Raw genomic sequence first — 17633 nt, 5'->3', positions numbered from 1 at the left:
ATGCCAAAACGTACAGACATTAAAAGCATCCTGATTCTCGGCGCTGGCCCGATCGTTATCGGCCAGGCCTGCGAATTCGACTACTCCGGCGCCCAGGCCTGCAAAGCCCTGCGCGAAGAGGGTTACCGCGTCATCCTGGTGAACTCCAACCCAGCCACCATCATGACCGACCCGGCCATGGCCGACGCCACCTACATCGAACCGATCAAGTGGCAGACCGTTGCCAAGATCATCGAGAAAGAGCGTCCTGACGCACTGCTGCCAACCATGGGCGGCCAGACTGCGCTGAACTGCGCCCTGGACCTGGAGCGCGAAGGCGTTCTGGAAAAATTCGGTGTGGAAATGATCGGCGCCAACGCCGACACCATCGACAAGGCTGAAGACCGTTCGCGTTTCGACAAGGCGATGAAATCCATCGGCCTGGACTGCCCGCGTTCCGGTATCGCCCATAGCATGGAAGAGGCCAATGCGGTCCTCGAGAAGCTGGGCTTCCCGTGCATCATCCGTCCTTCCTTCACCATGGGCGGCACCGGTGGCGGTATCGCTTACAACCGTGAAGAGTTCGAAGAAATCTGCGCCCGTGGTCTGGACCTGTCGCCGACCAAGGAGCTGCTGATCGATGAATCCCTGATCGGCTGGAAAGAGTACGAAATGGAGGTTGTCCGCGATAAGAAGGACAACTGCATCATCGTCTGCTCGATCGAAAACTTCGACCCGATGGGCGTGCACACCGGTGACTCGATCACTGTTGCGCCCGCGCAGACCCTGACGGACAAGGAATATCAGATCCTGCGTAACGCCTCCCTGGCGGTACTGCGCGAGATCGGCGTGGAAACCGGTGGCTCCAACGTGCAGTTCGGCATCTGCCCGGACACAGGCCGTATGGTTGTCATCGAGATGAACCCGCGGGTGTCCCGTTCCTCGGCGCTGGCTTCCAAGGCTACCGGTTTCCCGATCGCCAAGGTTGCGGCCAAGCTGGCGGTGGGCTACACCCTCGACGAGCTGTCGAACGACATCACCGGCGGCAAGACCCCGGCGTCCTTCGAGCCGTCCATCGACTACGTTGTCACCAAGCTGCCACGTTTCGCCTTCGAGAAATTCGCCAAGGCTGACGCGCGCCTGACCACGCAGATGAAGTCGGTGGGTGAAGTCATGGCCATCGGCCGGACTTTCCAGGAATCCCTGCAGAAAGCCCTGCGCGGTCTGGAAGTCGGCGTCTGCGGCCTGGACGAGAAAGTTGACCTGAGCAACCCGGAAAGCATGAGCGTGCTCAAGCGCGAGCTGACCGTGCCGGGCGCCGAGCGTATCTGGTACGTGGCGGACGCAATGCGCGCCGGCATGAGTGTTGATGACATCTTCGGCATGACCATGATCGATCGTTGGTTCCTGGTGCAGATGGAAGATCTGATCAAGGACGAAGAGAAGGTCAAGACCCTGGGTCTGACCAGCATCGACCGCGACCTGATGTTCCGCCTCAAGCGCAAAGGTTTCTCCGACATGCGCCTGGCCAAGCTGCTGGGTGTGACCGAGAAGGCTCTGCGCCGTCACCGCCACAAGCTCGAGGTGTTCCCAGTCTACAAGCGCGTGGACACCTGCGCGGCCGAGTTCGCCACCGACACCGCCTACCTGTACTCGACCTACGAGGAGGAGTGCGAGGCTGCGCCATCGGGTCGCGACAAGATCATGATCCTGGGTGGCGGTCCAAACCGTATCGGCCAGGGCATCGAGTTCGACTACTGCTGCGTTCACGCGGCACTGGCGCTGCGCGACGACGGGTACGAGACCATCATGGTCAACTGCAACCCGGAAACCGTTTCCACTGATTACGACACGTCCGATCGCCTGTACTTCGAGCCAGTGACCCTGGAAGACGTGCTGGAAATCGTCCGTGTTGAGAAGCCTAAAGGTGTGATCGTTCAGTACGGCGGCCAGACCCCGCTGAAGCTGGCGCGTGCCCTTGAAGAGGCGGGCGTACCAATCATCGGCACCAGCCCTGACGCGATCGACCGCGCTGAAGACCGTGAGCGCTTCCAGCAGATGGTCGAGCGCCTGAACCTGCGTCAGCCGCCTAACGCCACTGTGCGCAGCGAAGACGAAGCCATTCGCGCCGCCGGCAAGATCGGTTACCCGCTGGTAGTGCGTCCGTCCTACGTACTGGGCGGCCGTGCGATGGAAATCGTCTACGAAGAAGAAGAGCTTAAGCGCTACCTGCGTGATGCGGTGAAAGTGTCCAACGACAGCCCGGTGCTGCTCGACCACTTCCTCAACTGCGCCATTGAAATGGACGTGGATGCGGTCTGCGACGGCACCGACGTGGTGATCGGCGCCATCATGCAGCACATCGAGCAGGCCGGCGTTCACTCCGGTGACTCCGCGTGCTCGCTGCCGCCGTACTCGCTGCCGGCGCACATCCAGGACGAGATGCGTGAGCAGGTCAAGAAAATGGCCCTGGAGCTGGGCGTGGTTGGCTTGATGAACGTACAGTTGGCGCTGCAGGGCGATGACATCTACGTGATCGAGGTCAACCCGCGTGCTTCGCGTACGGTGCCGTTCGTGTCCAAGTGCATCGGGGTTTCCCTGGCCATGATCGCGGCTCGCGTGATGGCGGGTAAGACTCTGAAGGAAATCGGTTTCACCAAGGAAATCATTCCTAACTTCTACAGCGTGAAAGAGGCGGTGTTCCCATTCGCCAAATTCCCTGGCGTTGACCCTATCCTCGGCCCAGAGATGAAGTCCACCGGTGAAGTGATGGGTGTGGGCGACACCTTCGGTGAAGCGTTCGCCAAGGCCCAGATGGGCGCCAGCGAAGTGCTGCCGACCGGCGGTACCGCATTCATCAGCGTGCGTGACGACGACAAACCACTGGTTGCCGGCGTAGCGCGTGATCTGATCAACTTGGGCTTCGAAGTGGTTGCCACTGCCGGGACTGCCAAGCTGATCGAGGCTGCTGGCCTGAAAGTGCGTCGTGTGAACAAGGTGACCGAAGGTCGTCCGCACGTGGTCGACATGATCAAGAATGACGAAGTCACGCTGATCATCAACACCACCGAAGGTCGTCAGTCGATCGCTGATTCCTATTCCATTCGTCGTAATGCCTTGCAGCACAAGATCTACTGCACCACTACCATTGCTGCTGGCGAAGCCATCTGCGAAGCGTTGAAGTTCGGTCCCGAGAAGACCGTGCGCCGCTTGCAGGATCTACACGCAGGATTGAAGGCATGATCAAATACCCAATGACCGTCCAGGGCGCGCGCGCCCTGGAAGAAGAGCACGCTCACCTGACCAAGGTCGTACGTCCAAAGCTTAGCCAGGACATCGGTACGGCCCGCGAGTTGGGTGACTTGAAGGAAAACGCCGAATACCATGCTGCCCGCGAGCAGCAGGGTATGGTCGAGGCGCGTATTCGTGACATCGAAGGCCGGATTCAGAATCAGGTCATCATTGATGTCACGAGCATCCCGCACACCGGCAAAGTGATTTTCGGCACCACCGTGGAAATCGCCAACGTCGAGACGGATGAGCGCGTCACTTATCACATCGTGGGTGAGGACGAGGCTGACTTCAAACTCGGTAAGATTTCCGTCGGTTCGCCCTTGGCCCGCGCCTTGATTGCCAAGGAAGAGGGTGATGTGGTGGCGGTCAAGACGCCTGGTGGCGTGATCGAGTATGAGATTGTCGAAGTCCGCCATATCTGAAGGCTGGCGCCCGCTGCGTGCGGGCGCGATGCTTTGGCAGCTGACCCAGATGTTGTGGGTTGGCGGCCTGTGGCTGCTGCATTTGGGTCTGCTGCCGGTGTTGGGTCGGATTGGCCTGGCGCCGCTGCTGATCAATGAAATTTCAAGCATGCTGAATACGCTGCTGGTGGGTTTTTCAGCGGCGTGCGTGGCTTTTCAGGTTTTGGTGCTGGTCCAGGCCAAGGGCCTGGGCAGTCTATGGCGCGATATTCGCGGGCAACTGCTGTTGATGGCGCTGTATGCAAGCACGATGTATCTGGTGGTTCGCATGCAATGGCCGGAGGCAGAGCATTGGCTGTTGTTCAGCTATCTGGTGCTGGGTTTTTCCGGTTTGCTGCTGGTGCTGCAGCCGGTACCAGGATGGGGTGGCAGGGTGCGCGAAGCACACCCTTGACCCGTTTCATCACTTGAAGCGGTGGACGTTCGACAGTTGCTTGTTTACGCTAAAGTTCTTGCGGTAAATCAGCGCCATCTTGCCGATGACCTGTACCAGGTCCGCTTTGCCGACCTTGCACAACTCAGCAATGGCAGCCAGGCGCGATTCACGATCGAGGATGTTGAGCTTGATCTTGATCAGCTCGTGATCGCTCAATGCGCGTTCCAGTTCGGCTAACACGCCCTCAGTCAAACCGTTGTCTGCCACAGTCAATACTGGTTTCAGATGGTGGCCAATGGATTTGTACTGTTTCTTCTGCTCTTGAGTGAGCGGCATAATCTGACCCTTTCGTCTGGATTCTGTAAAATGGCGGCCATTTTACCCGAGGGTGCGTGGATCCGCCCAATTAATCACGACCCTAATCATCGAGGTGCCCAATGGCGCGTTCCAAGACAAGCCTTGGTTGGCTGAAAAGACATGTCAATGACCCCTATGTGAAGCAGGCGCAGAAGGATGGCTACCGCTCGCGTGCGAGTTACAAGCTTCTGGAGGTCCAGGAGAAATACAAGCTGATCCGTCCGGGCATGAGCGTTGTCGACTTGGGTGCGGCACCCGGTGGCTGGTCGCAGGTCACTAGCCGGCTGATTGGTGGCCAGGGGCGTCTGATTGCCTCGGACATCCTGGAGATGGACAGCATTCCGGACGTGACTTTCATCCAGGGTGACTTCACTCAGGATCAAGTGCTCGCTCAGATCCTCGAGGCCGTGGGTAATTCGCAGGTGGACCTTGTGATTTCCGATATGGCCCCCAATATGAGTGGTACGCCTGAAGTGGACATGCCCAAAGCCATGTTCCTTTGCGAGCTGGCTCTTGATTTGGCGGCTCGGATACTCAAGCCCGGCGGTAATTTTGTGATCAAGGTTTTCCAGGGCGAAGGGTTCGATGCTTATGTGAAGGACGCTCGTCAGAAATTCGACAAGGTCCAGATGATCAAGCCGGACTCTTCCCGTGGCAGTTCCCGCGAGCAGTACATGCTGGCTTGGGGCTATCGCGGTCGGAGCGAGTAAAGCGAGGTTTTTTTGCGGGGTGATAGGTTTTTAGTATTTCGCCCTACAAGCTTTAACGAATATTGTGTAGTCAATGTTTCACAAAGGGTTACAGACGGCGCCTGCCAGAGCTGTAGGTAATGTAGTAAGTTAGGCCGGTGAATATCATGCGAAGCGCGCGCCAGTTGCGGAGCTTGCTTCAGAGGGTAGTTAATTGAACGATATGGCAAAGAATCTTATCCTGTGGTTGATCATCGCGGCTGTCCTGGTGACGGTGATGAACAACTTCTCCAGCCCTAACGAGCCACAGACCCTCAACTATTCCGACTTCATCCAGCAGGTCAAGGATGGCAAGGTCGAGCGCGTAGCCGTGGATGGCTATGTCATCACTGGCAAGCGCACTGATGGCGACAGCTTCAAGACCATTCGTCCAGCCATTCAGGACAACGGTCTGATCGGAGACCTCGTGGATAACCACGTGGTAGTCGAAGGCAAGCAGCCTGAGCAGCAAAGTATCTGGACCCAACTGCTGGTTGCCAGCTTCCCGATCCTGGTGATCATCGCCGTGTTCATGTTCTTCATGCGCCAGATGCAAGGCGGTGCAGGTGGCAAGGGCGGTCCGATGAGCTTCGGCAAGAGCAAGGCGCGCCTGCTCTCCGAAGATCAGGTGAAGACCACCCTGGCTGACGTTGCTGGTTGCGACGAAGCCAAGGAAGAAGTCGGCGAGTTGGTCGAGTTCCTGCGTGACCCGGGCAAATTCCAGCGCCTGGGCGGCCGCATTCCCCGTGGCGTGCTGATGGTTGGCCCGCCAGGTACCGGTAAGACCCTGCTGGCCAAGGCCATTGCTGGTGAAGCCAAGGTGCCGTTCTTCACTATCTCCGGTTCCGATTTCGTTGAAATGTTCGTAGGTGTGGGTGCCAGCCGTGTTCGCGATATGTTCGAACAGGCTAAAAAACACGCACCTTGCATCATCTTCATCGATGAAATCGACGCTGTCGGTCGCCACCGTGGTGCTGGCATGGGGGGTGGTCACGACGAGCGTGAGCAGACCCTCAACCAGTTGCTGGTGGAGATGGATGGCTTCGAAATGAATGACGGCATCATCGTCATTGCCGCGACCAACCGTCCTGATGTGCTCGACCCAGCGCTGCTGCGTCCGGGCCGTTTCGACCGCCAGGTGGTGGTTGGCCTGCCAGACATCCGCGGCCGCGAGCAGATCCTCAAGGTTCACATGCGTAAAGTGCCAATGGGCGACGACGTCGCTCCAGCGGTGATCGCCCGTGGTACCCCGGGTTTCTCCGGTGCCGACCTGGCCAACTTGGTGAACGAGGCATCGCTGTTCGCTGCCCGTACCGGCAAGCGCATCGTCGAGATGAAGGAATTCGAACTGGCCAAGGACAAGATCATGATGGGCGCCGAGCGCAAATCCATGGTCATGTCCGAGAAAGAGAAGCGCAACACTGCTTATCACGAAGCCGGTCACGCAATTGTCGGGCGGGTCGTGCCTGAGCACGATCCGGTCTACAAGGTCTCGATCATTCCCCGTGGTCGTGCGCTGGGTGTGACCATGTTCCTGCCGGAAGAGGATCGTTACAGCCTGTCCAAGCGAGCGCTGATCAGTCAGATTTGCTCGCTGTATGGTGGTCGTATCGCTGAAGAGATGACGCTAGGCTTCGACGGCGTCACCACTGGTGCCTCGAACGACATCATGCGTGCAAGCCAGATTGCGCGGAACATGGTGACCAAGTGGGGCCTGTCGGAAAAACTCGGTCCTCTGATGTACGCCGAAGAAGAGGGTGAAGTATTCCTCGGTCGTGGCGGCGGTGGTCAGCACGCCAGTTTCTCGGGCGAGACGGCGAAGCTGATCGACTCCGAAGTGCGCAGCATCATTGACCAGTGCTACGGCACCGCCAAGCAGATCCTGACGGACAATCGCGACAAGCTCGACGCGATGGCCGACGCCTTGATGAAGTACGAAACCATCGATGCCGATCAGATCGACGACATCATGGCGGGCCGTACGCCGCGTGAGCCGCGTGACTGGTCCGGTGGTGCCGGCACTTCCGGTACGCCTCCTGTAGTCCAGGACGAGCGTCCGCAAACCCCTATCGGCGGCCCTGCTGCTGACGTCTAAGGTTTGAAATGACTCTTGTACAGTCCTCGACCCGGTTGCCTTGCGGCAACCGGGTTCTTGATTTGGCCCATACGCATGTCATGGGCATTCTCAACGTCACTCCTGATTCTTTCTCCGACGGCGGTCGTTTCAGTCAGCTCGATGCTGCCCTGAAGCATGCCGAGGCGATGGTGTCCGCGGGCGCTACCTTGATCGACGTCGGTGGTGAGTCGACTCGGCCGGGTGCGCGGGCGGTCTCACCGTTGGAGGAGCTCGAGCGTGTAGCGCCGATTGTCGAGCGCCTGCACCGTGAACTAGATGTGATTATCTCGGTCGATACCTCCACGCCTGCGGTCATGCGGGAAAGTGCGCGCCTGGGTGCGGGGTTGATCAATGACGTTCGCTCGCTGCGGCGAGACGGCGCGCTGGATGCCGCTGCCGCTACCGGTCTGCCGGTGTGTCTGATGCACATGCTCGGCGAGCCGGGAGATATGCAGGACAATCCTCACTATGCTGATGTAACGCGGGAAGTCGCAGACTTTCTCGCCGAGCGCATGGTGCAGTGCGCTGCGGTCGGTATCCCTGCCGAGCGGATCATTCTGGATCCCGGGTTTGGGTTTGCCAAAAACCTGCAGCACAACCTGAGCCTGTTCAAGCATATGGAGGCCTTGCATGCATTGGGGCGCCCGCTGCTGGTTGGGGTGTCTCGCAAAAGCATGATAGGGCAGGCGCTTAATCGCCCGGTTGGCGAGCGACTGCATGGCGGTCTTGCCCTCGCGGCGCTGGCGATGGTCAAGGGGGCGCGAATCCTGCGCGTGCATGACGTCGCCGAAACGATGGATGTGGTACGGATGATCACAGCGGTAGAATCAGCCGAATAAGAATGATGGAGTACTTATGAGTAAAAAATATTTTGGCACCGACGGTATTCGTGGTCGGGTCGGTACCTACCCGATTACACCTGACTTCATGCTCAAGCTCGGCTGGGCTGCAGGCATGGCGTTCCGGAAAATGGGCGCCTGCAAAGTCCTGGTGGGCAAGGACACGCGTATCTCGGGATACATGTTCGAATCGGCACTCGAGGCAGGACTGACGTCCGCCGGGGCAGATGTGATGCTGCTGGGGCCGATGCCTACGCCCGCCATCGCCTACCTGACGCGTACCTTCCATGCTGAAGCCGGCATCGTGATCAGTGCTTCGCACAATCCTCATGACGATAACGGCATCAAGTTTTTCTCCGGGCAGGGCACCAAGCTGCCGGACGACATCGAGCTGATGATCGAAGAACTGCTCGATACCCCGATGACCGTGGTCGAGTCGAACAAGATCGGCAAGGTGTCGCGTATCAACGATGCATCCGGTCGCTACATTGAATTCTGCAAAAGCAGTGTGCCCACTGGCACCAGTTTCTCCGGGCTGAAGATTGTCATCGATTGCGCCCATGGCGCGGTGTACAAGGTCGCGCCGAGTGTCTTTCGCGAGCTGGGTGCTGAAGTGGTGGTGCTCTCTGCACAACCCAATGGCCTGAACATCAACGACAACTGCGGCTCGACCCATATGGGGCAGTTGCAGGCTGCGGTCCTGGCTGAGCATGCCGACCTGGGCATCGCCTTCGACGGTGATGGCGATCGGGTGCTGATGGTCGATCACACCGGTGCGATTGTCGACGGTGATGAGCTGTTGTACATCATTGCCCGTGATCTGCACGAGCGTGGCACCCTGCAGGGCGGGGTGGTGGGCACGCTGATGAGTAACCTGGGGCTGGAGTTGGCCCTGGAAGAGCTGAAGATCCCGTTTGTGCGAGCCAATGTCGGTGACCGTTACGTGATCGCGGACCTGTTGGAGCGCGGCTGGAAGGTCGGGGGTGAAAATTCCGGGCATATCGTTTGCTTCAATCACACCACCACCGGTGATGCGATCATTGCAGCGTTGCAGGTGTTGATGGCCTTGAAAGATCGCGATGAAGGTCTCGCCCAGGCGCGCCAGGCACTACGCAAATGCCCTCAGGTATTGATCAATGTGCGTTTTGCAGGGGGGGTAAATCCTGTGGAGCACGCGGCCGTCAAGGAGGCCAGCGCTCGCGTTACCAAGGCAATGGCGGGTCGTGGCCGGGTCTTGCTGCGCAAGTCTGGTACTGAGCCGCTGGTGCGTGTCATGGTCGAAGGCGAGGACGAAAGCCTGGTTCGTGGGTACGCTGAAGAGCTGGCAAAACTGGTTGCTGAAGTTTCTGCCTGAATTCGGCTTGCCAGCAATGATGTGGTTGGGTAACATCTGCGCCCACTTTGACCGACGAGGTAAAGCATGCGTCGCCCTATGGTAGCTGGTAACTGGAAGATGCACGGTACCCGCGCCAGCGTCGCTGAGCTGATCGAAGGCCTTGGTCATCTGGCCTTGCCAAGCGGTGTTGATGTCGCGGTATTCCCGCCCTGCTTGTTTATCAACCAAGTGGTTGATGGCCTGGAAGGTAAGTCGATTTCGGTCGGCGCGCAGAATTCTGCGGTGGAATCCAAGCAAGGTGCGCTGACAGGTGAGGTTGCGCCGAGTCAGTTGGTGGACGCAGGATGTTCCTTGGTGCTTGTAGGGCACTCCGAACGCCGCCAGATAATGGGCGAGCGAGACGGAATGCTCATTCGCAAGTTCGCAGCGGCACAGGCATGTGGCTTGACCCCGGTGTTGTGTGTAGGGGAAACCCTCGAGCAGCGTGAAGCCGGACAAACTCTTGAAGTTGTCGGGCGTCAGCTGGACAGCATCATCGAGGAGCTGGGTGTTGGTGTCTTTGCCAAGGCAGTCATTGCTTACGAGCCGGTCTGGGCCATTGGCACCGGGCTGACTGCTTCGCCGCAACAAGCGCAGGATGTGCATGCAGCCATTCGCGCGCAGTTGGCGGCAAAGAATTCTGAGGTCGCACAAGGTGTGCGGCTTCTATACGGCGGCAGCGTGAAGGCGGCCAATGCGGTCGAACTGTTCGGCATGCCGGATATCGATGGGGGGCTCATTGGTGGAGCTTCCCTGAATGCAGATGAGTTCGGTGCGATTATTCGTGCCGCGGGAAACTGAGAAAATGCTGGAAACAGTCGTAGTCGTTTTTCATCTGCTGGGTGCATTGGGCGTAGTTGCTCTGGTATTGCTGCAGCAGGGTAAAGGTGCGGACGCTGGCGCGTCTTTCGGAGCAGGTGCTTCAAATACTGTGTTCGGAAGCCAAGGTTCCTCTACCTTTCTTAGTAAGTTTACTGCTATACTTGCCGCAGGTTTCTTCATAACTAGCTTAGGGTTAGGTTACTTTGCTAAAGAGAAAGCTCATCAGCTGACTCAAGTAGGTTTGCCAAACCCAGCGGTTCTCGAAGTACCAGTGCAAAAGCCGGCTTCTGATGATGTACCGGTGCTTGAAGAGCAAAAGTCGGCAACCAATGCGACTGACGTACCTCCAGCTCAAGAGCAAAAGTAAGAAGGGTTTCAAACGTAGTATTGCCGAGGTGGTGGAATTGGTAGACACGCAACCTTGAGGTGGTTGTGCCCATAGGGTGTAGGGGTTCGAGTCCCCTTCTCGGTACCAATTATCAGGAGAGCCCGCTGTTGCGGGCTTTCTTGTAGGTGGAAGGTTACATTGACCCTGTCAGGGATCGGTCGTATACTTCCGCCCCAGCTTTGTCGCGGGGTGGAGCAGTCTGGTAGCTCGTCGGGCTCATAACCCGAAGGTCGTCGGTTCAAATCCGGCCCCCGCAACCAGTTTCAGGAGCCCCTTTTAAGGGGCTTTTTGTTAGCTGGACACTTTCAACGCCGCTATTCGACGGCGTTTCAGGGATGGGCTTTTCGCCCATTTTTTTATTTTGCAAAGCATGCACATACATGCACGAGGGGGTTCAGGTGTCGAGCAAGCTAGAACAGTTGCAGGCCTTGCTGGCCCCGGTGGTCGTGGCCCTAGGCTATGAATGCTGGGGTATTGAGTTTTCGGCTCAAGGTCGCCACTCAATGTTGCGCGTTTATATCGATAAAGAGGGCGGCGTGCTGGTGGACGATTGCGCCATCGTCAGCCGTCAGATCAGCGGTGTGCTGGATGTTGAAGATCCAATCGCCGTTGAATACACCCTTGAAGTTTCCTCGCCTGGCATGGAACGCCCGCTGTTCACTATTGAGCAGTTTGCAAAATTTGCCGGTGAACAAGTGAAGATCAAGCTGCGCTCGCCTTTTGAAGGTCGACGCAACTTTCAGGGCCTTCTGCGCGGCGTAGAAGAGCAGGACGTCGTGGTGCAGGTTGAAGACCATGAGTTCCTGTTGCCGATCGATATGATCGACAAGGCCAACATTATTCCCAGTTTTGACTGAGACGTGCCAGAAACTGCGGATCCCGCGGATCCAATGGCTTGCGAAAGGCGAGGCGTACGATGAGCAAAGAAGTACTGCTGGTTGTTGAGTCGGTATCCAATGAAAAGGGCGTACCGGCTAACGTAATTTTTGAAGCGCTGGAGCTGGCTCTGGCCACTGCTACCAAGAAGCGGTTCGAGGACGAAGTCGATCTGCGTGTGGAAATCAATCGCCACACCGGTGCTTACGAGACTTTCCGTCGCTGGACGGTCGTTGAAGAAGCAGACCTGGACGACCCGGCCATCGAAACCTGGCCGAGCAAGGTTGCGCAAACGCATCCGGGCGCCCAGGTAGGCGATGTCGTCGAAGAGAAGATCGAGTCGATCGAATTCGGCCGTATCGCGGCACAGACTGCCAAGCAAGTCATTGTGCAGAAAGTTCGCGAAGCAGAACGCGCACAAGTGGTTGATGCCTATCGCGAGCGCCTGGGGGAAATCATCTCCGGCACCGTGAAGAAAGTCACCCGCGACAACGTGATCGTCGATCTGGGTAACAACGCTGAAGCGTTGCTGGCCCGTGAAGACATCATTTCTCGCGAAACCTTCCGGGTGGGCGTGCGTCTGCGTGCGCTGCTCAAGGAAATCCGCACTGAAAACCGCGGCCCGCAGCTGATCCTGTCGCGTACCGCGCCGGAAATGCTGATCGAGTTGTTCCGCATTGAAGTGCCGGAAATCGCTGAAGGCCTGATCGAAGTAATGGCTGCCTCCCGTGACCCGGGTTCGCGTGCCAAGATCGCGGTCCGCTCGAAAGACAAACGCATCGACCCGCAGGGCGCGTGCATTGGTATGCGCGGTTCGCGTGTCCAGGCAGTGTCCGGTGAATTGGGCGGTGAGCGTGTGGATATCGTCCTGTGGGACGACAACCCGGCGCAGTTCGTAATCAACGCCATGTCCCCGGCTGAGGTTGCGGCAATTATCGTTGACGAAGATGCCCATGCAATGGACATCGCCGTTGGCGCAGACAATCTGGCTCAGGCCATCGGTCGCGGTGGTCAGAACGTGCGTCTGGCTAGCCAGCTGACTGGCTGGACCCTGAACGTGATGACCGAATCGGACATCCAGGCTAAGCAGCAAGCAGAAACCGGCGACATCCTGCGCAACTTCATCGACGAGCTGGAAGTCGACGAAGATCTGGCACAGGTGCTGGTAGATGAAGGCTTCACCAGCCTGGAAGAGATTGCCTACGTACCGTTGGAAGAAATGCTCAACATCGACGGCTTTGACGAAGACACCGTCAACGAGCTTCGCGCTCGGGCCAAGGATCGTTTGTTGACTAAAGCCATCGCTACTGAGGAAAAGCTGGCAGACGCCCATCCGGCCGAAGACCTGCTCTCGCTTGAGGGTATGGACAAGGATTTGGCGATGGAACTGGCGGTGCGCGGCGTAATTACCCGCGAAGACCTGGCCGAGCAGTCTATTGACGACCTGCTCGACATCGACGGCATTGACGATGATCGTGCCGGCAAGTTGATCATGGCCGCCCGAGCCCATTGGTTCGAGTAATAGGCGCGGCCTGAGGAGAGAAGTGCATGACGCAAGTCACGGTGAAACAACTGGCCGATGAGGTCAAAACACCGGTAGAGCGCCTGCTGCAGCAGATGCGTGAGGCAGGTCTGCCGCACACCGCCGCCGAGGAACATGTGACCGATAGTGAGAAGCAATCTTTGCTGACTCACTTGAAAAGCAGCCACAAGGCGAAAGTGGAAGAACCGCGCAAGATCACGTTGCAGCGTAAAACCACCAGCACCCTGCGTGTTGCTGGCAGCAAAAGCATCAGCGTTGAAGTACGCAAGAAGAAAGTCTTCGTACAGCGCAGCCCGGAAGAAATCGAAGCCGAGCGCAAACGCGAACTGGAAGAACGTCGCGCAGTAGAAAATGCTGCACGTCAGAAGGCTGAAGAAGAAGCCAAGCGTCGCGCCGAAGAAGAAGCGCGTCGCCAGCCTGCTGCTGCGCAAACCGCTGCTTCCGACGCTGTTGCAGCGCCTGCTGCAGCTGCCGAGCCAGTGCGTGAGAGCGCACCGGTGGCTGCTGCTCCAGCACCGTCTGCTGACGTTCGTAACAAGCAGAACGAACAGCGCCGTCCGGACAAACCACGTGCAGACGATAACAATCGTCGTGGCAGTGGCGATGGTGAGCGCAAAAACGCTCCGCATCGTGCTTCGGTCAAGGAAAAAGCGCCTGCTCCACGTGTTGCGCCACGCACGACCGACGAAGAAAGCGACAGCTTCCGTCGCGGTGGTCGCGGCAAGGCCAAGCTGAAAAAACGCAACGCCCACGGTTTCCAGAGCCCAACCGGCCCTGTCGTGCGTGAAGTGAAGATCGGCGAGACCATCACTGTGGGCGATCTCGCCCAGCAGATGTCGGTCAAGGCTGCTGAAATCATCAAGTTCATGTTCAAACTGGGTACCCCAGCGACCATCAACCAGGTACTGGACCAGGAAACTGCCCAACTGGTTGCTGAAGAGCTGGGCCACAAAGTGACCCTGGTCAGCGACACCGCCCTGGAAGATTCCCTGGCCGAGTCCCTGAAGTTTGAAGGCGAGACCTTCTCCCGTGCGCCAGTCGTGACCGTAATGGGCCACGTTGACCATGGTAAGACCTCGCTGCTCGACTACATCCGTCGTGCCAAGGTAGCTGCAGGCGAAGCCGGCGGTATCACCCAGCACATCGGTGCCTACCACGTTGAAACCGAACGCGGCATGGTCACCTTCCTCGACACCCCAGGTCACGCCGCGTTTACCGCCATGCGTGCCCGTGGTGCCAAGGCGACCGACATCGTGATCCTGGTCGTTGCAGCGGACGACGGCGTGATGCCGCAGACCATTGAAGCTGTCCAGCACGCCAAGGCCGCTGGTGTTCCTCTGGTCGTTGCAGTGAACAAAATCGACAAGCCGGGCGCCGATCTCGATCGCATCCGTAGCGAACTGTCGGTTCACGGCGTGACGTCGGAAGAGTGGGGCGGTGATACGCCATTCGTTTCGGTTTCGGCGAAAGTCGGTACCGGCGTAGACGAACTGCTCGAAGCTGTTCTGCTGCAAGCCGAAGTTCTCGAACTGAAAGCAACCCCGTCGGCCCCAGGTCGTGGTGTTGTGGTTGAATCGCGTCTCGACAAAGGTCGTGGCCCGGTTGCAACCGTTCTGGTTCAAGACGGTACCCTGCGTCAAGGCGACATGGTCCTGGTCGGTTCGAACTATGGCCGTGTACGTGCCATGCTCGACGAGAACGGCAAGCCAATCAAGGAAGCCGGTCCTTCCATCCCTGTCGAGATCCTCGGCCTGGACGGTACCCCGGACGCTGGCGATGAGATGAGCGTGGTTGCCGACGAGAAGAAAGCCCGTGAAGTGGCTCTGTTCCGTCAAGGCAAGTTCCGTGAAGTCAAACTGGCTCGTGCTCACGCAGGCAAGCTGGAAAACATCTTCGAGAACATGGGCCAGGAAGAGAAGAAGACGCTTAACATCGTCCTCAAATCTGACGTTCGTGGTTCGTTGGAAGCGTTGAACGGTGCCTTGAACGGCCTGGGTAACGACGAAGTGCAAGTGCGTGTAGTGGGTGGCGGTGTCGGTGGTATCACCGAGTCCGACGCCAACCTGGCACTGGCCTCCAACGCTGTACTGTTCGGCTTCAACGTGCGTGCCGATGCTGGCGCGCGCAAGATCGTCGAGCAGGAAGGCCTGGATATGCGTTACTACAACGTGATCTACGACATCATCGAAGACGTCAAGAAAGCCCTGACCGGCATGCTTGGCAGCGACGTCCGGGAGAACATCCTGGGTATTGCTGAAGTCCGCGACGTGTTCCGTTCGCCGAAGTTTGGCGCGATCGCCGGTTGCATGGTTGTTGAAGGTGTTGTGCACCGCAACCGTCCAATCCGTGTACTGCGTGAAGACATCGTTATCTTCGAAGGCGAGCTGGAATCCCTGCGCCGCTTCAAGGATGACGCTTCCGAAGTACGTGCCGGCATGGAATGCGGTATCGGCGTGAAGAGCTACAACGACGTCAAAGTCGGTGACAAGATCGAAGTCTTCGAGAAGGTTCAGGTTGCTCGCAGCCTCTAACTCGCGCACTTCAAGAGCCGTGATGGGCAGCCGCATGCAAATGCACGGCGCATCGCCCGGACTCTAAACGCAACGCCCGGTCTGGCTTCTGTCAGGCCGGGCGTTTGCCGCTTTCAGACCACACGGGTTTCACCGTGAGGCAGTTACAGGTAACAAGACATGGCAAAAGAATACAGCCGTACCCAACGTATCGGCGATCAGATGCAGCGCGAGCTGGCACAACTGATCCGTCGTGAAGTCAAAGACCCACGTGTTGGCCTGGTCACCATTACCGCTGTTGAAGTCAGCCGTGACGTCGGTCACGCCAAGATCTTCATCACCGTGATGGGCCAGGACAGTGCCGAGGACATCGCACAGAGCATCAAGGTGCTGAACTCGGCTGCAGGCTTCCTGCGTATGCAGCTGGCCCGCGAGATGAAACTGCGCAGCGTTCCCCAGCTGCACTTCCACTATGACGAAAGTGTCGTACGTGGTGCCCATCTGTCGGCATTGATCGAACGCGCCGTGGCTGAAGACAATCAGCACCCGGTCGCGGCAGAAACCGAAGACACCAAGGAGTAATCGGTGGCTCAGGTCAAACGTATCCGTCGTAACGTCAGCGGCATCATCCTGCTCGACAAGCCGTTGGGGTTCACCTCCAACGCTGCCTTGCAGAAGGTGCGCTGGTTGCTCAATGCCGAAAAGGCTGGCCACACCGGCAGTCTCGACCCGTTGGCCACCGGCGTGTTGCCGCTGTGCTTCGGCGAGGCCACCAAGTTCTCGCAATACCTGCTCGATTCCGACAAGGGTTATGAAACCCTGGCGCAATTGGGCAAGACCACCACCACGGCGGATGCCGAGGGTGAAGTTTTGCAGGAACGCCCGGTGACCGTTGGTCGCACCGATATCGAAGCGGTATTGCCCAATTTTCGCGGGAAAATCAGTCAGATACCGCCGATGTACTCAGCCCTCAAACGCGATGGCCAGCCGTTGTACAAGCTGGCACGAGCAGGCGAAGTGGTGGAGCGCGAACCGCGATCTGTTACTATTGCGCGCTTGGAATTGCTGGCCTTTGAAGGTGATACTGCGCGCTTTGCCGTAGATTGCAGCAAAGGCACCTATATCCGTACCCTGGTGGAGGATATTGGTGAGCAGCTCGGCTGTGGCGCTTACGTGGCAGAACTGCGACGTACCCAGGCCGGTCCATTCAGCCTGGCCCAGACGGTCACGCTGGAAGAGTTGGAAGCGGTACATGCCGAAGGCGGCAACGAAGCGGTTGACCGTTTCCTGATGCCATCGGACAGCGGCCTGCTGGATTGGCCACTGCTGCAGTTCTCGGAGCACAGCTCGTTCTACTGGCTCAACGGCCAGCCGGTACGCGCCCCGGATGCACCGAAGTTCGGCATGGTACGGGTACAGGATCACAATGGTCGCTTCATCGGTATCGGTGAAGTGAGCGAAGACGGGCGCATCGCGCCACGTCGACTGATTCGGTCAGAATGACCGGACGAGGGTGGCTGTTAACAGGCACGGTCACTACTCATTTTTAGATACAGGGATTTGTCCCTGGCCTGTTGAAACTGTTTTTCTGAAACAGTTTCCTGATAAAAGGATTGCCTCATGGCTCTCGACGTTCAAGAAAAAGCTCAAATCGTAGCTGACTACCAGCAAGCTGTTGGTGACACTGGTTCGCCAGAAGTGCAAGTTGCACTGCTGACCCACAACATCAACAAGCTGCAAGGTCACTTCAAGGCCAACGGTAAAGATCACCACTCCCGTCGTGGTCTGATCCGCATGGTAAACCAGCGTCGTAAGCTGCTGGACTACCTGAAAGGCAAGGATCTGAGTCGTTATCAGACTCTGATCGGTCGCCTGGGTCTGCGTCGCTAATAAGCGATTGCGCTAGAGGTTGGTTGTCTGTCGTGCGCCAGTGGGTTCCCCGCTGGCGCATGGCAGGCTCCCAGCCTCA

The 17633-nt window shown here is 58.0% G+C and carries 16 protein-coding genes and 2 tRNA genes; 17 read left to right on the top strand and 1 reads right to left on the bottom strand.

Annotated elements, in window-relative coordinates; translation table 11 throughout:
• The 3 genes from carB to Q1W70_RS06365 are packed head-to-tail and all read left to right on the top strand — an operon-like array spanning position 1 to position 4128.
• A complete protein-coding gene (gene carB, locus Q1W70_RS06375) occupies positions 1-3222 on the top strand; it encodes a carbamoyl-phosphate synthase large subunit (RefSeq protein ID WP_166591410.1) in 3222 nt (1073 codons plus the stop codon).
• On the top strand, positions 3219-3695 hold the full coding sequence (gene greA / locus Q1W70_RS06370) for a transcription elongation factor GreA (RefSeq protein WP_166591409.1): 477 nt from the start codon (positions 3219-3221) through the stop codon (positions 3693-3695). The genes carB and greA overlap by 4 nt, the downstream gene beginning before the upstream one ends.
• 28 nt (positions 3696-3723) lie before the next feature.
• Positions 3724-4128 (top strand): MFS transporter, encoded by a 405-nt coding sequence (locus tag Q1W70_RS06365; protein WP_166591408.1) that lies wholly within the window; start codon positions 3724-3726, stop codon positions 4126-4128.
• Between the two features lie 9 nt (positions 4129-4137).
• Here Q1W70_RS06365 and Q1W70_RS06360 read toward each other — a convergent pair whose 3' ends face one another.
• Entirely contained in the window at positions 4138-4446 is a 309-nt protein-coding gene (locus Q1W70_RS06360) for a YhbY family RNA-binding protein (protein WP_103401041.1), read from the bottom strand.
• A 101-nt stretch (positions 4447-4547) separates the two neighbouring features.
• Between Q1W70_RS06360 and rlmE the strand changes: the two genes are divergently transcribed.
• The 14 genes from rlmE (at position 4548) to rpsO (ending at position 17554) form a co-directional block, all read left to right on the top strand.
• Positions 4548-5177 carry a 23S rRNA (uridine(2552)-2'-O)-methyltransferase RlmE gene (gene rlmE / locus Q1W70_RS06355; RefSeq protein WP_095145062.1) on the top strand — a complete coding sequence of 210 codons (630 nt, stop codon included), beginning with the start codon at positions 4548-4550 and terminating at the stop codon, positions 5175-5177.
• Positions 5178-5379: 202 nt separating this feature from the next.
• Positions 5380-7290 (top strand): ATP-dependent zinc metalloprotease FtsH, encoded by a 1911-nt coding sequence (gene ftsH, locus Q1W70_RS06350; protein WP_166591407.1) that lies wholly within the window; start codon positions 5380-5382, stop codon positions 7288-7290.
• An 8-nt stretch (positions 7291-7298) separates the two neighbouring features.
• Positions 7299-8150: a dihydropteroate synthase gene (gene folP / locus Q1W70_RS06345; RefSeq protein ID WP_302098684.1), complete on the top strand. Its 852-nt coding sequence runs from the start codon at positions 7299-7301 to the stop codon at positions 8148-8150.
• Positions 8151-8166: 16 nt separating this feature from the next.
• Positions 8167-9504 carry a phosphoglucosamine mutase gene (glmM, locus tag Q1W70_RS06340; protein ID WP_182343489.1) on the top strand — a complete coding sequence of 446 codons (1338 nt, stop codon included), beginning with the start codon at positions 8167-8169 and terminating at the stop codon, positions 9502-9504.
• Between the two features lie 66 nt (positions 9505-9570).
• Positions 9571-10326, top strand: coding sequence for a triose-phosphate isomerase (tpiA, locus tag Q1W70_RS06335; protein WP_166591404.1), 756 nt, complete (start codon positions 9571-9573; stop codon positions 10324-10326).
• Between the two features lie 4 nt (positions 10327-10330).
• Positions 10331-10714 (top strand): preprotein translocase subunit SecG, encoded by a 384-nt coding sequence (gene secG, locus Q1W70_RS06330; protein WP_081786369.1) that lies wholly within the window; start codon positions 10331-10333, stop codon positions 10712-10714.
• 22 nt (positions 10715-10736) lie between these two features.
• A tRNA-Leu gene (locus Q1W70_RS06325) sits at positions 10737-10822 on the top strand.
• 96 nt (positions 10823-10918) lie between these two features.
• Positions 10919-10995, top strand: a tRNA-Met gene (locus tag Q1W70_RS06320).
• Between the two features lie 138 nt (positions 10996-11133).
• A complete protein-coding gene (gene rimP, locus Q1W70_RS06315) occupies positions 11134-11592 on the top strand; it encodes a ribosome maturation factor RimP (protein WP_159987310.1) in 459 nt (152 codons plus the stop codon).
• A gap of 59 nt (positions 11593-11651) precedes the next feature.
• Positions 11652-13133, top strand: coding sequence for a transcription termination factor NusA (gene nusA / locus Q1W70_RS06310; protein WP_071485563.1), 1482 nt, complete (start codon positions 11652-11654; stop codon positions 13131-13133).
• A gap of 26 nt (positions 13134-13159) precedes the next feature.
• A complete protein-coding gene (gene infB, locus Q1W70_RS06305; RefSeq protein WP_166591403.1) occupies positions 13160-15685 on the top strand; it encodes a translation initiation factor IF-2 in 2526 nt (841 codons plus the stop codon).
• 159 nt (positions 15686-15844) lie between these two features.
• Positions 15845-16246, top strand: a complete 402-nt coding sequence (rbfA, locus tag Q1W70_RS06300; RefSeq protein ID WP_095169461.1) for a 30S ribosome-binding factor RbfA — start codon at positions 15845-15847, stop codon at positions 16244-16246.
• A gap of 3 nt (positions 16247-16249) precedes the next feature.
• Positions 16250-17167, top strand: coding sequence for a tRNA pseudouridine(55) synthase TruB (truB, locus tag Q1W70_RS06295; RefSeq protein WP_182343493.1), 918 nt, complete (start codon positions 16250-16252; stop codon positions 17165-17167).
• A gap of 117 nt (positions 17168-17284) precedes the next feature.
• Positions 17285-17554, top strand: coding sequence for a 30S ribosomal protein S15 (gene rpsO, locus Q1W70_RS06290; protein WP_166591401.1), 270 nt, complete (start codon positions 17285-17287; stop codon positions 17552-17554).
• Positions 17555-17633 lie beyond the last annotated feature (79 nt).

It is taken from the genome of Pseudomonas kielensis (assembly GCF_030505375.1).
GTDB lineage: Bacteria > Pseudomonadota > Gammaproteobacteria > Pseudomonadales > Pseudomonadaceae > Aquipseudomonas > Aquipseudomonas kielensis.
This window is presented reverse-complemented; position numbering and strand designations above follow the sequence as displayed.